The following is a 12873-nucleotide window of genomic DNA, read 5'->3' as shown; positions in this document are numbered from 1 at the left end:
GAATCGGACTACCACATAACCCACGGTAGTCCCTCTTTCGCCATGTCGCGAACATCTTATTGGGTAATGGTGAAACGCTTATCAAAGCGACTGATCATTAAGATGTTTCGGATAAAACCATTGGCATTAGCCAACTCAATCATTGCTTTATCGCCAAGGGCTGTTTTCATACTCAACAACATCCCTAGCGCAGCACTGTCTAAATACTCAACCATACTCATATCGATAACAAAATGCGTATATTGTCCGATATAGTTGCTGTAGGCATCTCGAAATTCATTAAATAGCGAAAAATCGAAACTTCCGACAACGCTGATTTCTACTATACCTTTAATATCATTAACCGTTACGGAAATACTCATAGATATGGGCCTTAGCGCCCTCCTCCCATACAATTTGGCGAATTGGGCGCACTTTCACCTTGAGCAACCCATTCCTCTGGGGTGTACAAGTGCAAGGCTAATGCGTGGATTTTCCCCATCTGTTCCGTCAAGGCGCCATAAACCAGCTGATGGCGCTGAACTAAACGCTTACCTGTAAAAGCCGTCGCAGCCATAACCACCTTAAAATGGGATTCACTACCCGGTGGCACATTATGCATATGACTTTCATTTTCCACTTGGCAATAAGTGGGAGTGAAAGTTTGTTGCAATAGGTCTGTGATTTCCTGCTGAATCTGCATTAGTTTGTCACCTCTTCCTGGGCCAGTACTTGGCTATCGTCGCCGTTCAATAAGCTTTGCCCTTTGTGTTGCGGATAGGCCACATCAATCGACACAGCCCCACCTTCACGCCAGACACTGATAATGGTATCCATATTCGCTGTCATCACCGCGCGTTTGTCGTCGGGTGCTGCGGCGATAACCTGCAAACCTATATCTCGCATAAAACCCATACAGGTTGACGTTTTTGCCATATCGATTTTATTGAAGGCTTCATCAAACATCGCAATAGAGAAGCCGCCGACCACCTCCCCTTCAAGGGTTTCATGCAATCTATAGGTGGTAGAAAGAGCCGCCGCAATCGCCAGATAGAATGGAATTTGGTGTTCACCACCTGAACCCGTTTGAATCCGCTGGGTCAAGGTCGTTTTTTTCTCGCCATTTAGGTCGAGTATATCCACTTCGAAATTATAGAACTTACGATAATCCGCTAAATCCTTTTGCTTCTCTTCATCGGTAATAAGTTCTTGTATGGTCGCCAAAGCCTTGAGGTGATCGGGATTACCAATCTTCTCGGGATCAAACAGTCCACCCACATTCGCTTGATCTTGGGCGCTGAATCTTTCCACTAAATCAAGAATATCCTTCATATCTCCGTTAGGGTAATAACGGAACTGATAAACCTCTTGGTTGAATGGGCGACGCTTCAAGCTGTGATTCAGCTCACGAATAATATGGTCAACCTGATCCAATGAGTCTTTCAGTTTTGACACATAGTCGCTGCGGAAGGTTTCTTCAGCTTCTCGGCGAGCCAACTCCGCGCGCTTAGCGTATTTGGCCAATTCAGTATCACCTAGCACGGCGATTTGATGACGCACATAGTGCTCAAATTCTTCAAAGCGCGACTCTAGATAATCAAGCTGGATATCATTATCGATGTTCGCATTGTGGTATTTGGCGTAATGATCGGCCACCTCTTTACGCACTTTCTGATCCATCGAGCGGACTTTTTCAGCAGCTTTCTCGGAACGACTGATCGCTTCCTTATAAATCGCGGCACTGTTCCCCATGCTTTCTTCAAGCAAGCCGTAGCGCTCACTTGCAAATTCTGCATTGTATAAAGGATTAGAAGTAATTTTAGTACGCTCTTGATCCAAAGCTGAGAGCGCTTCAGCCAGCTGACTCTTCTGGGTATTAAGGGCACCGTATTGCTCGGCAATCTGCTGCCGTTCTCGGTCCAGTTTCTTACGCTCTAACTCAATCACGGCAATACGGCCTTTGAGCTCTTCAATGCGCTCCTGCAGATTTGAATCATCACGATTTTGTAATGACTCCACCTGCATGTCGATATCTTGCAAACGTTGAGTCAGCAAGTTGGCATTGCTACTGGCCGCTTCTAGGGTTTCAATATCAATTTGGGCTGCAGCTAAGATTCGACTCAGTAGCTGATCTAGTTGTTCCAAACGTTGATCAGACTGCAAGTAGCCCAATAACTCTTCCGTCAAGGTTTTCAGTTGAGCTTCCCGAGACTGGCGCATGCCTTCTGTATTAATGCCCACCATCATATGGGGACTAAAACGAATGGTAGAAATCGTACCTGCCAGCTTTAACATGCCGTCTGCTGTCATGGCAGACTCTTCACGCAATAACTCCCGCTCTGTCTCCACCGGTTTGATGCCACCAAGGCGCCGATTGAGATAGGCTTGTGCATGATCGTTGGAACAACGAATAAAACGCAGAACGGAGTTGCGATCACCGCGCTGTAGCCACAAGCGGGTTTGTGTGGTATCCACCACACGGCATCCCATCAACTGACGACGGTGGGCACGGAATATACGGATTGCTTCTTCCGCATCATCCGGCTCAACGATCAAGGCTTCCCGCTGTGCACCTAAGTAGCCTTCGACAGCGTCTTGCCATTTTACATCGGTTACTTCAGCCAAGTGGCACAAGGGTGTAGCCTTTATGCCTGCGCCCTGCAAAAGCTGTATCAGCTTCTTCGTATTGGCAGATAGGGGCGTACTCCCCCCTTTTAGGGAAGCGACGTCGGCTTCGAGCTGCTTACACTCATCTTTTAAATTTAAAATGGAGCGGTTCAATATGGAACGTTGCTGGAACACTGCCGACTTTTCTTGATCGAGCAATTCAGCCAACGGAGCGATAAGTTTCGCCAGTTGTTTGGCCTGTGGCTCTTGAGGTAAAGACCGAGCTTGCGCCACTTGAGCAAGCAATGCAGGAGACAACACATCGTCATAGGGCTGTAAGCTGGTCAACAGCACCGCCGTCTGCTGCGCTTGCGCTAGCAGCTTGGTATCTTGCTGTCCCTCCAAGGTGAATAGCTTACGCTGCTGTTGCAACTGCTGTAATTTCGCACCTACGTCGGAATGTTCGTATTGCTGCTCTAGGCGCACTAATTGGGTTTGAAGCTGCTTGGCAAGCTCACCTTGGGCGATAAGCTCTTCGTCTATCTCTGCTTCACGCTCGTGGAAGTTCTCATATTCATCTTGCAAGGCGTCCTGCTTTGCCCCTAGTTGATCGAAGCGGGCCTCCGTTGCAATCCATTGATAATTCACGACCGTTTGTTCTTGTTGGTGTTTCTTATCGCACTCAACTTCTATCGCTTTCAATTCGTCAATGCGCTGCGCAACTTCGCGCGTCTTATTTTCTAACTGACGATATTCTGCCAAAGATTTCTGATAAGCCCCAACCTGTAGCGGCGCCTCAGCTAAAACGAAATCTTGGACAAAGCGCGTTGGTGACGCAATCGGTACAAACTTAAGGGCGTTTTTAAAGTTCTTGAGAAATCCATCCAAGGTAATCAAGTGATCCGCACTCGGACTCAGTATTTCAAGGTAGCGGTTGATAAATTGGGTCGCTGAAGCACTGCCTGATTTAATGTAAGGATCTAGGGTTACCTTTTTCATGGCTTCACGTACTTCTATCCAAGGTTTCGCTTGAAAAACACCTGGTTTTAGTACGTTAACAAAATCTTCCCGACGCACACCGTAATTGGTCAGCACAAAGCGACCCAGTACATCCTCTTCTGGCGTTGCTAGGGAAGCTGACAGACTTAACCCCACCGTCGATTCCTGACCGGTTTTATCGTCTTCAAATACCAACGCTAAATAGGTAATGGCATCTTGTCGCGTTTGCGCGCCGCTAACTTGCGCTGATGCCTGACCTGAGTCGATCATCCCCAAAATATAAGAACGAATACTGCGTCCGGACGCTTTCCCATCATTGGCACTGGCGTTGTAGTTTAAGTGACGTTTGCTAGCACCGGTCAATACGGTTTGGATAGCGTCAAGTAGAGAGGACTTACCGGAGCCCGTTGGGCCAATGATAGCCGCATTGCCACGAATATTGATTTCTTCGGCACCCAAAAGGTACCAATTGATCAGCACGATACGTTTAAGTTGTTTCATTGTTGTCCTACTGAACTACCGGTTGCGTTTCTAGTTCTTCATCCTGCCCATCCTCTACTTCCTCTTCGCCATTAAATGACTCCAATTGGCGTAGGTAAGCTTCTGTCACTACCAAACGAATGACTGGGGTGATGCTGATAGATAGGTTTTTGGGATCTTCTTCGTAGGCCTTGCCGCGGTAAATCACTCCTTGGCGACTGAATAAGGCAAGAATATCCTTCAAGCGTGTTTCAGTTGGCAGCTCCCGCTTCAATAGTTGCACATATCGCTCAAGAATATGGGTTGTGTTGGTCACCACAAAACCGTTATCGACTTCAAAATTCTCAATCTTCTCTTCGTAGATCTGCCTTAACACCAACAAAAGTAGCGTCTCATCCACCTTGAGCCGTAAAAAGGCTTCTTTTTCTACCGGTAGCAAGCCTGCTAAGCGCTCATGCTCGTTGAGGTGCAAGCGCATACCCAGTGCATCAAAAAGTTGCGAAAAATAATCTTGGTACATTTCCACTAGCAGAAAATGTTTACGCTGACCTTTTTTGAACGCACTCACGAATTGATTGGCAAGTAGATAGTTCGCTGTTTGCTGAAACTCTTGGGCATCTTTACCCGACTCTTCAACAACTTTCTTTAGTTCTTTGAGCATTAGCGCTGGCTCCTACGCACCACATTAAATTCGCGGCACTCAACAAATTCATGAACATTGAGGTATTGCTTGGTAAATACAACATCAAAACTGCGCTCTACCCGCTTAGCACTGACGCCAAGGGAGCCGATATAGCGCAAATGGTCAAAACAAACAAAGTCTTCCACCGATTCAATGGTGAAGTCCAATATATGCTTCGACTGAGCATCCGCCATCTGCCGCTCAAGATAGCTTTGTAATTTGGCTACGGTCACTTGACGGGCTTCATGGAAGCGGCGCTGACGATCACGCAAGGCTATGGCATCTGCAGAAACTTGAACTTGCTGTATCACTCTTGGTGGGGGTGGCTCACGCCGACGCCCAGGCTGAGCCGCTGATTCAACTCCAACGACTCTCACTTGGGTCATTGTTTTCAATACCGGAGGCACATCAAACTTGGCGACGTCACTGATGATACCAGCAATCTTGTTGGCTAACCCAGGGCGCGAGCTGTCCATGTAGCGGGCCGTATCTGCGGCTCGCTTTTCTAATCGGTAGCGGTACTCATCAATACGTTCAAGTCGCTGTTCTATACTGTTAAAGGTTTGCAGGATATCACGACAATCCCGTTCAACCTGCGCCTTCGCTTTATCCAAAGGGATTAACTGCTGATCAGCATAGCCACCAGAAATCTGCTGTAACAGCCCGGGGTCAGACAAAAACGACTGACACAGCTCTAGAATTTGACGACGAAAGCGAAAGGGGTTATTGCTAGTTTTGATGGTCTTATAATCGGCGATCAGAATCCCTTCAACAAACAAATCAAAGAAACCAGCAACAATATCTTTTGGTTCACGGCTTGCAAACAATTCCCGCTGCAAACTACGAATACCTAATAAAATCTGATTAAGATGGGCCGAAAACTCTCGGGATGCTTCTGCTGCTTGGCGCAGAGTGATGCCTCGCTCAGCGGGGTGTTGGCTTACCGATTCCAAATTACTGAGGATACTTAATACGGTCGCACCATAATTACGTTTACCATGGCGACTGATTTCCACTAGTGAGCGTAACAACATGGACACTTGGGGCGTCATCAGAACAGTCACTCGATAAAGCTCCTGTTCCTCTACTAACCAACCGGTTTTGACCAAGCGGTGATAAATTCGTAGAGCAAACTCATGGATTGTCTTTGGCGATTCGAAATCCTTGTCCTCATCCTGCCAAGATAAAGAATCGAGACGATGGAGAGAATCTTCAATCGACTCAATAATGACAGACTTTTCTTTAATTGGGTCTTCGGCGTGATCGTAAAAGATTTCCGACAAATCGCGCAGCACAAACTCGATTATCTCGCGATTCGAGCCCGTGAGAGCTTGAAATATCTCATCCGGAAGGTGGGAAAACAACATGTCATCCATCCACTGTCTTAGTCAAAGTTGGTCACCGGACGCGAAGTTGTGCTGCATAACGGCAAACACATCCGTATCCAATTTCTATCCTGTCAGTTTTGAGGTAATCGCTCGACTCAACGCCGCTTTAACTACCGGGTCAGACCCTATCGGCTCCAGCAGGGTAAACTGACGCTGATCGCTATTTAGCTGCATAAGCTGTTTAGGCACATCCTCCCTTAAATGGCGTCCAACTGCAAAAAAAATTGGATAAACAGCGATTGTTTTTACCGAATCCGACAAACTGGCCGCTACTTGCTCAAGGGACGGCGTCGTTAACTCCATGTAGGCCAAGCTTACTTTCTCTCTCCCCACCTGTGCTTGTACATCATCAAGCAAGGCTTCGAACGGGGCTTTCCAGCTAGATGCTGGACTACCGTGGGCAAGTAATATTACATGATCAAAATGGGACAGGTTCATCTCGTTACCTCGTTGCGTTATTTTACTGAGTAACCCATTGAAAAAGAAGGCATTCAGCCGATTTATACGGCTAAATCAGGCTAGCAGACCAAACCAATACGCACGTAACGACGTATTTAGCTATATATCAGTTGGGAGAACGACCATGAAGATACTTATTACCGGCGTAACGGGCTTTGTTGGACGTCATTTGTGCCGTGCGCTAAAGAGCAGCAGCAACACGCTTTATGGTTTGACGCACAAGAACGTCAAGGTGCCCGACGGTGTCACAGCGGTGACACTGGATGAACTAAAGCACCAGACCATAGATGCGGTCATCAACCTCGCCGGGCAAAATATTGCGGCAGCCCGCTGGACACCTGCAAGAAAACAAGCGCTTTACGACAGTCGCGTAACCCTGACAAAGGCGGTTCTGAATGCGTTACCTAATCCGCCAAAAACGGTTATTAGCATGTCAGCGGTTGGCTACTATGGCACCCATCCCACTCGATGCTTTAATGAATTTACTCAACCGATTCCAGGCTATACTCACGAGCTGTGCCAAGCATGGGAGGAAGCCGCCAAGAGTGCTGAAAGTGAACAAACACGAGTCGCTATCTTGCGGCTTGGAGTTGTGCTTGGCAATGGCGGCGCCTTAGAGAAGATGCGCTTACCATTTTTATTTGGCGCCGGTGGTCCAATTGGCGACGGGGAGCATTGGTTTCCTTGGGTTCACATTGACGATGTGATCAATATCATCATCACATCTCTCAACAATAGTGAGTACCGGGGCCCTATAAACGTGGTGTCACCTGAGTCAGTCAAGCAAAAAACTTTCGCTAAAGCTTACGCACACAGTTTAAAACGCCCTGCCTTCATACCAACACCTAAATTGGTGATGAGAGCATTATTCGGGGAGATGAGTGAGCTACTGACAGCAGGTCAAAAGGTAATACCAGAGCGCTTACAACAGCTCCATTATTCCTTTATTCACCCCAACCTCACGGAAGCATTGATGGATATTGAGCAGCAGAGGGTCAATTCCCATGCTTAGGCGACCAATTCCGAGCCTTTCTTAATACCGGTTTGCCGTCATCATCTTCTAAGGTGTTACGGCAATCGGGATATTTGATGCAACCCCAAAAATATCCCTTATTACCACGCTTACGCACTAAATAATGGCCGCAACTACGACAGGGGTACTTCTTGGATGCGGCTGGTTTACCACCATCATCGTCGACCGTAAAGCGGCACTCGGGGTAGTGACTACACCCCCAGAACACATTGTCGCCGCTCTGTTTAAGACGTAACTCGGCGCTACATAAGGGACAATGGTAACGTTTTTTTCTTACCGGCCGGCCGGCCACATCATCTGCCGAATAATCACAGCTAGGATAATTCTCGCACCCCCAGAAGCGCCCTTTGGTGCCGTCTCGCTGACGCAGAAGCCCCTTACATTTGGGACAGCGATAGCGCAAGCTAGGGGCACCAATTACGGCATCCGCTTGTTCAACAAATTCCTTAATCCAAAGGTTATTATCTGATTCAGGCTTCTTCTGGGTCACAGCAATCTTTACTTAGCCGCCGATTTATTCTCGCAAGGTTCTGTTTGTTTGGCGTCTTCTTGACACTTTTGTTGCTCGTCTTTCAGCATTTCACCAGCCTTGGTGAGACCATCACTGGCAAGGGACTTGGCCGAACTACCCACTTCTTTCATTTTATCCCACAACAAAGAGCCCGTTTCTTTTGCTTTCTCTGCCGCCTCAGACCCAATTTCAGAAGCCTTTTCTCCTACTTTCCCAGCTACTTCACGAGTCTTTTCACCTGCCTGTTCGGCAAGTTCTAGCGCAGTTTCCTTTGCGTCATCTAACGTATCATTTGCCATTGCTGGGGAACCAGAAAGTAGCGCCGTAACCGCCAAAAGAAGTATTTTATTCATGATATAAGCCTTAAAGTTGAAAACCGGATCGACTGAGCCAATCAGACACGGCTCCCATATTGACACATTGCGGGATCGGGCCATATTGCTCAAGCTCCGCCTCTGCAACCGTTTCATGCTGCCAGGTTGTCTCGTAAGGGACGTGAAGTGCATGACCACCCGCATCCAATACCGGCAATACATCGGAGCGCAGAGAATTACCTATCATTAGAAACAAACTGGGTTCAATTTGATATTTTTCAAACAAACGTTGGTAGGTGCTAGCCGTTTTATCGCTTACCACTTCATAATGGTCAAAATATGCTTCTAAACCAGATCGAGCAAATTTCCCTTCCTGATCCAGCAAATCCCCTTTCGTAATGACCATAAGACGCACTTTCCCACGAAGTTGCCGCAATAAGTCTTCCACCCCTTCTAACAGGTGAATCGGTGCAGCCACCATCGCTTTGGCAAGCCGAATTATTTCGTGAATTTCGTACCCCGTAACCCGGCCATCACTTAGCTCAATAGCACTTTCGATCATTGAAAGCGTAAAGCCCTTGATCCCATAGCCGAAGTGAGACAAGTTGCGAATTTGAACCTGATGCAACTGCGTACGTATATACGCCTCGTCGTGATACGCGGACAATAAATCGACGAACTTCTGCTGCGCATCTAAGAAAAAGTCCTCGTTACGCCATAGGGTATCGTCAGCATCAAAGGCAATAGTGTCTAAAGGTGCTACCATAGACTCACCATTGACCACAGGTTTCGATCACTAATTGCTTATAAAGCTCGACCTGAGCCGGTGAGTCGTTTAATGCAGCAATGTAGTCGAACGCCTCGCCTCCCCCATTTAGGAACTCGTGACGCAACTCGTCATCAATCTCCTCAAGGGTTTCAATGCAATCAATGGAGAACGCCGGACTAATCACGTTAATCCGTTTGACGCCCTTGGCTGGCATACCCGCAAGGGTCTCATCCGCATAAGGCCGCAACCACTCTTCCCGACCAAAACGGGACTGGTATACGTGGGTATAATCCTGCTCTGTTAGACCTAGCGCCCGAACGACAGCGCCTGTGGTGGCTTTACACTCTCGTTCGTAAGGGTCGCCCTCTAACACGTAACGTTTCGGTACCCCATGGTAAGAAAATACGAGATGGCGCTGTTCACCTTGCTCTTGCCATTGCTTTCTAATGCTCTGCACTAAGCCTGCGATATATAACTCGTGAGTGGCATAGCTACGTAGCAAATTTAAATTTGGCCAGTCAGGACAACGACGCAGTGAGGACATAAGTCGATCAAATGCAGCCGCCGTTGTAGAGCGGGAAAATTGTGGGTACATAGGCAGTACAGCGATACGGTCTACCTTGTGCTTACGGAAAGATTGAGCCGCTGCCTCAACGCTTGGGTTACCGTAAGTCATTGCTAACTCGACCACAAATCGCTCCGAATCAAGCTCCGCCGCTAGCTTTTGACGAAGCCGCTGTGCTAACACCAAAAGTGGCGACCCTTCTTCCATCCAAACCTGTTGGTAAACCTTTGCCACCTTGCGAGGGCGTACATTGAGAATAATGCCATTTAATACCGGCCACCAAATAAGGGGATTCACATCCACCACACGCTTATCTGATAGAAACTCTTTAAGGTAGGCACGAACCGCTTGCGGTGTTGGCGCATCTGGAGTCCCAAGATTCATTAATAGAATGCCAATTTTTGAGCTAGAGTCAGCCATATTTTGTCCTGTAGTCCAATAGGTTTGGCTTTGATACGAAGGGCAAAAGGTTTTAGTTTGCCAAAGCTAAGTAGTTTACACGAATTAGATAGCTATAACCTACCGCCCCAAGCAACCAAGGGTAAACATGCTGACTTGCGCTGGCCACCCGCTTAGCTAGTAACCAAGCTCCCGCACCGTAGCAAACTATCAGCACGATGATCAATGCGGCAATATCCAGAATTGAGACCTGTTCCATGGAGACCGGAGCAGCCAGTATGCCCACAAGTGCTCCCAGAGACGCCAGCGCTGTGGTTAGGTTTCGGCTTTGCCCTTGCTTTTTATCCATAGCGGATTGATTCGTCCCAGTTGCCAGAAACACGGTCACTAAGGCATGAAATACCAATCCAACCAAGAAGACTTTTTTACTCAACTCCCAAAACACATTGGGTAAACACCAGTAAAACAGTGGAATAATTATCATCATGCCCAACAAGGGTAGCTGCAAGGACGGCAACAAACTAAGAATTTGTCCCGCAACAAACCCACCAAAAACTGCACCAGCGATAGACCGGGACTCTGCCTCAATATCCAAACGGCCCCGCTGGAGAAATAACTGATCTGCCGCGAACAAAATGACACCCCAAAAAGCGACAAACAAAACCATCTCTGTGGGCGAAGATGTCATCGTGACATTCACGAATATCAAGGGGGGGATAAACAGCAACAAGGGGGAAAAAGGCAAGTAGCACAACCGTAGGCTACCAGCGACAAAGGCTGACAGCGCCACGGTATATAACATTGTGAGCATAAGGAACCGCTAGTCCTGACTTACCACACTACGGATACGCTCTTGCACAATCGTCGCTAATTTGTCTGGCTGAAACTTGGATAGAAAGTCATCGCAGCCGACTTTCTGCACCATGGCCTTGTTGAAACTACCACTTAACGAGGTATGTAACACGATATATAAATCCTTGAGGCGAGGATCTTCACGGACCTCTCTGGTCAGACGATAGCCATCCATTTCCGGCATTTCCGCGTCAGTGATCAACATTAACAACTTGGTTGGCACATCTTCGCCATTCGCTGCCCAGTTTTTCAATACTTCCAAGCCGCGCTTACCGTCGGTTGCCGTGTGGACCTTGATTCCCAAATGATCCAAAGTAGAGCGGCACTGGGAAAGACCGACGGACGAATCATCCACCACTAAGACTTCTAGACCTTTGGCCAAAGTGAGCAAGTCTTTATCGATAACTTCATCAGATACGCGGGTATCGTAAGGAGAAATCTCTGCAAGCACTTTCTCTACGTCGATAATCTCGACTAAGCGATTATTTACCCGAGTGATGGCTGTCAAGTAATGCTGCCGGCCCGCGCCATCCGGTGGAGGTAGAATCTCATTCCAATTCATATTGATGATTCGATCCACTTCACCGACCATAAACCCTTGCACCGAATTGTTGTACTCAGTGACGATAAGATTACAGGGTTGTTCGCGATCAATAGGACGCATGCCAATCGATTCCGACAAATCGATTACCGGGATGGTTCTGCCGCGGAAATGGGTTACCCCCGCCACCGAAGGATGTCGGTGAGGCATCAAATTCAAGCGCGGCAGTTGCACCACTTCCTGAACCTTGAAAACGTTGATGGCAAACATTTGCATGCCGCCGAGACGAAACATCAACAGCTCTAAACGGTTCTCACCGACCAGTTGCGTTCTCTGATCAACTGCATCCAACATTCCAGCCATAACGTACTCCAAAAAGCCTATTGGTTAGCTAACTCACTCATTATAACCATGATATTCAATTTATTGGGTGTTAACAGTGTTTTTTTAGTAGAGTGTTGCGTAATTTCAAACTGATTGACCTAAACCTTGGAAACTCTTGGCCTATGATTGATATTGGCGTCAACATCCAGCACCCGTTTTACTTGGACGACTTAGAGCAATTTATTCAGGACTTCAGCCAAGCGGGCGTAAAAAAACTTATTTGTATCAGCTCCGACCTAGGCGAAACTCGACTTAATCAGCAACTATGTGAGCAAAATCAGCAGCTTTACTTCACGGCAGGGGTACACCCCCATCAGGCAAAAACTTGGCATCAAGAAAGTGTCTGCTCAATCAAGAAGCTGTTACAGTCCCCCAAATGTCTAGCTGTTGGCGAAATGGGCTTGGATTTTGACCGTAACTATTCGACTCCAGAGCAGCAAATCACAGCTCTCGAAGCCCAGCTAGCTATCGCCAAAGAGACAAATAAGCCAGTCTACTTACATGAGCGAAAGGCATTTACGGAACTAACGGCTCGCTTACGTGACACCAATCTGGCGGGGGTCATACATTGTTTTACGGGCGATCAAGAGCAGTTGGCTACTTATTTGGATTTAGGACTTTATGTCGGCATCACCGGTTGGCTACTGGACGAACGCCGTAACAGCGAGTTAGTGGAAGCATTAAATTATTTGCCATTAGATCGCATTTTATTAGAGACGGACGCTCCCTATCTAACGCCTCGAAATGTTCGCCCTCGACCAAAACGTAATCATCCGAAATACCTTCCGGTGATTGCTCAGGCAATCGCAGTACAAAAAGGGGTCGATTTGGAACAGCTGATTCAGCAGACCAACAAAAATAATGCCGACCTCTTTGGCATCAGCGACTAATCCAGCAATTCAAAGCCCCGT

14 protein-coding genes are annotated in these 12873 nt (G+C 47.5%); 2 read left to right on the top strand and 12 right to left on the bottom strand.

Annotated elements, in window-relative coordinates; translation table 11 throughout:
* Nucleotides 1-56: 56 nt before the first annotated feature.
* The 6 genes from FJM67_RS00380 to FJM67_RS00355 all read right to left on the bottom strand — a co-directional run bounded on the left by FJM67_RS00380 (nucleotide 57) and on the right by FJM67_RS00355 (nucleotide 6573).
* Entirely contained in the window at nucleotides 57-362 is a 306-nt protein-coding gene (locus FJM67_RS00380; RefSeq protein ID WP_140586592.1) for an STAS domain-containing protein, read from the bottom strand.
* Nucleotides 363-373: 11 nt separating this feature from the next.
* On the bottom strand, nucleotides 374-682 hold the full coding sequence (locus FJM67_RS00375) for a BolA family protein (RefSeq protein WP_140586590.1): 309 nt from the start codon (nucleotides 680-682) through the stop codon (nucleotides 374-376).
* Nucleotides 682-4086, bottom strand: a complete 3405-nt coding sequence (locus tag FJM67_RS00370) for an SbcC/MukB-like Walker B domain-containing protein (protein ID WP_140586588.1) — start codon at nucleotides 4084-4086, stop codon at nucleotides 682-684. The genes FJM67_RS00375 and FJM67_RS00370 overlap by 1 nt, the downstream gene beginning before the upstream one ends.
* A 7-nt stretch (nucleotides 4087-4093) precedes the next feature.
* Complete coding sequence (locus FJM67_RS00365; protein WP_140586586.1) at nucleotides 4094-4726, bottom strand: DUF4194 domain-containing protein; 633 nt, start codon at nucleotides 4724-4726, stop codon at nucleotides 4094-4096.
* Nucleotides 4726-6114, bottom strand: coding sequence for a Wadjet anti-phage system protein JetA family protein (locus FJM67_RS00360; RefSeq protein ID WP_140586584.1), 1389 nt, complete (start codon nucleotides 6112-6114; stop codon nucleotides 4726-4728). Before FJM67_RS00360 ends, FJM67_RS00365 begins: the two co-directional genes overlap by 1 nt.
* Before the next feature lie 84 nt (nucleotides 6115-6198).
* A complete protein-coding gene (locus FJM67_RS00355; RefSeq protein ID WP_140586582.1) occupies nucleotides 6199-6573 on the bottom strand; it encodes a sirohydrochlorin chelatase in 375 nt (124 codons plus the stop codon).
* A gap of 145 nt (nucleotides 6574-6718) precedes the next feature.
* On the opposite strand from FJM67_RS00355, the gene FJM67_RS00350 reads away from it, so the two are divergent.
* Nucleotides 6719-7606 carry a TIGR01777 family oxidoreductase gene (locus tag FJM67_RS00350; RefSeq protein ID WP_140586580.1) on the top strand — a complete coding sequence of 296 codons (888 nt, stop codon included), beginning with the start codon at nucleotides 6719-6721 and terminating at the stop codon, nucleotides 7604-7606.
* Here the strand turns inward: FJM67_RS00350 and FJM67_RS00345 are convergent.
* The 6 genes from FJM67_RS00345 to FJM67_RS00320 are packed head-to-tail and all read right to left on the bottom strand — an operon-like array spanning nucleotide 7590 to nucleotide 11941.
* The gene (locus FJM67_RS00345) at nucleotides 7590-8117 is read right to left on the bottom strand and encodes a DNA topoisomerase family protein (RefSeq protein WP_140586578.1); all 528 of its coding nucleotides are present in this window, start codon (nucleotides 8115-8117) and stop codon (nucleotides 7590-7592) included. The two genes, FJM67_RS00350 and FJM67_RS00345, sit on opposite strands and share 17 nt — an antisense overlap.
* 8 nt (nucleotides 8118-8125) lie before the next feature.
* Nucleotides 8126-8491, bottom strand: a complete 366-nt coding sequence (locus FJM67_RS00340; RefSeq protein WP_140586576.1) for a hypothetical protein — start codon at nucleotides 8489-8491, stop codon at nucleotides 8126-8128.
* A 10-nt stretch (nucleotides 8492-8501) separates the two neighbouring features.
* On the bottom strand, nucleotides 8502-9218 hold the full coding sequence (locus tag FJM67_RS00335; RefSeq protein ID WP_140586574.1) for an HAD family hydrolase: 717 nt from the start codon (nucleotides 9216-9218) through the stop codon (nucleotides 8502-8504).
* Nucleotides 9219-9222: 4 nt separating this feature from the next.
* Nucleotides 9223-10206 (bottom strand): ferrochelatase, encoded by a 984-nt coding sequence (hemH, locus tag FJM67_RS00330; RefSeq protein WP_140586573.1) that lies wholly within the window; start codon nucleotides 10204-10206, stop codon nucleotides 9223-9225.
* A gap of 52 nt (nucleotides 10207-10258) precedes the next feature.
* Nucleotides 10259-10996, bottom strand: coding sequence for a hypothetical protein (locus tag FJM67_RS00325; protein ID WP_140586571.1), 738 nt, complete (start codon nucleotides 10994-10996; stop codon nucleotides 10259-10261).
* 9 nt (nucleotides 10997-11005) lie between these two features.
* Entirely contained in the window at nucleotides 11006-11941 is a 936-nt protein-coding gene (locus FJM67_RS00320) for a chemotaxis protein CheV (protein WP_140586569.1), read from the bottom strand.
* Nucleotides 11942-12084: 143 nt separating this feature from the next.
* Between FJM67_RS00320 and FJM67_RS00315 the strand changes: the two genes are divergently transcribed.
* Entirely contained in the window at nucleotides 12085-12852 is a 768-nt protein-coding gene (locus tag FJM67_RS00315) for a TatD family hydrolase (RefSeq protein ID WP_140586567.1), read from the top strand.
* Nucleotides 12853-12873: the final 21 nt, after the last annotated feature.

It is taken from the genome of Maribrevibacterium harenarium (assembly GCF_006385675.1).
Lineage (GTDB): Bacteria > Pseudomonadota > Gammaproteobacteria > Pseudomonadales > Marinomonadaceae > Marinomonas > Marinomonas harenarium.
The sequence above is the reverse complement of the archived record's forward strand: the minus strand, read 5'-3'. Positions and strand labels throughout refer to the sequence as shown.

Coding starts and splice junctions, on each gene's coding strand:
- FJM67_RS00325 (WP_140586571.1), bottom strand. CDS start 10,996: ATGCTCACAATGTTATATACCGTGGCGCTGTCAGCCTTTGTCGCTGGT.
- FJM67_RS00370 (WP_140586588.1), bottom strand. CDS start 4,086: ATGAAACAACTTAAACGTATCGTGCTGATCAATTGGTACCTTTTGGGT.
- FJM67_RS00340 (WP_140586576.1), bottom strand. CDS start 8,491: ATGAATAAAATACTTCTTTTGGCGGTTACGGCGCTACTTTCTGGTTCC.
- hemH (WP_140586573.1), bottom strand. CDS start 10,206: ATGGCTGACTCTAGCTCAAAAATTGGCATTCTATTAATGAATCTTGGG.
- FJM67_RS00320 (WP_140586569.1), bottom strand. CDS start 11,941: ATGGCTGGAATGTTGGATGCAGTTGATCAGAGAACGCAACTGGTCGGT.
- FJM67_RS00360 (WP_140586584.1), bottom strand. CDS start 6,114: ATGTTGTTTTCCCACCTTCCGGATGAGATATTTCAAGCTCTCACGGGC.
- FJM67_RS00380 (WP_140586592.1), bottom strand. CDS start 362: ATGAGTATTTCCGTAACGGTTAATGATATTAAAGGTATAGTAGAAATC.
- FJM67_RS00315 (WP_140586567.1), top strand. CDS start 12,085: ATGATTGATATTGGCGTCAACATCCAGCACCCGTTTTACTTGGACGAC.
- FJM67_RS00335 (WP_140586574.1), bottom strand. CDS start 9,218: ATGGTAGCACCTTTAGACACTATTGCCTTTGATGCTGACGATACCCTA.
- FJM67_RS00365 (WP_140586586.1), bottom strand. CDS start 4,726: ATGCTCAAAGAACTAAAGAAAGTTGTTGAAGAGTCGGGTAAAGATGCC.
- FJM67_RS00375 (WP_140586590.1), bottom strand. CDS start 682: ATGCAGATTCAGCAGGAAATCACAGACCTATTGCAACAAACTTTCACT.
- FJM67_RS00350 (WP_140586580.1), top strand. CDS start 6,719: ATGAAGATACTTATTACCGGCGTAACGGGCTTTGTTGGACGTCATTTG.
- FJM67_RS00355 (WP_140586582.1), bottom strand. CDS start 6,573: ATGAACCTGTCCCATTTTGATCATGTAATATTACTTGCCCACGGTAGT.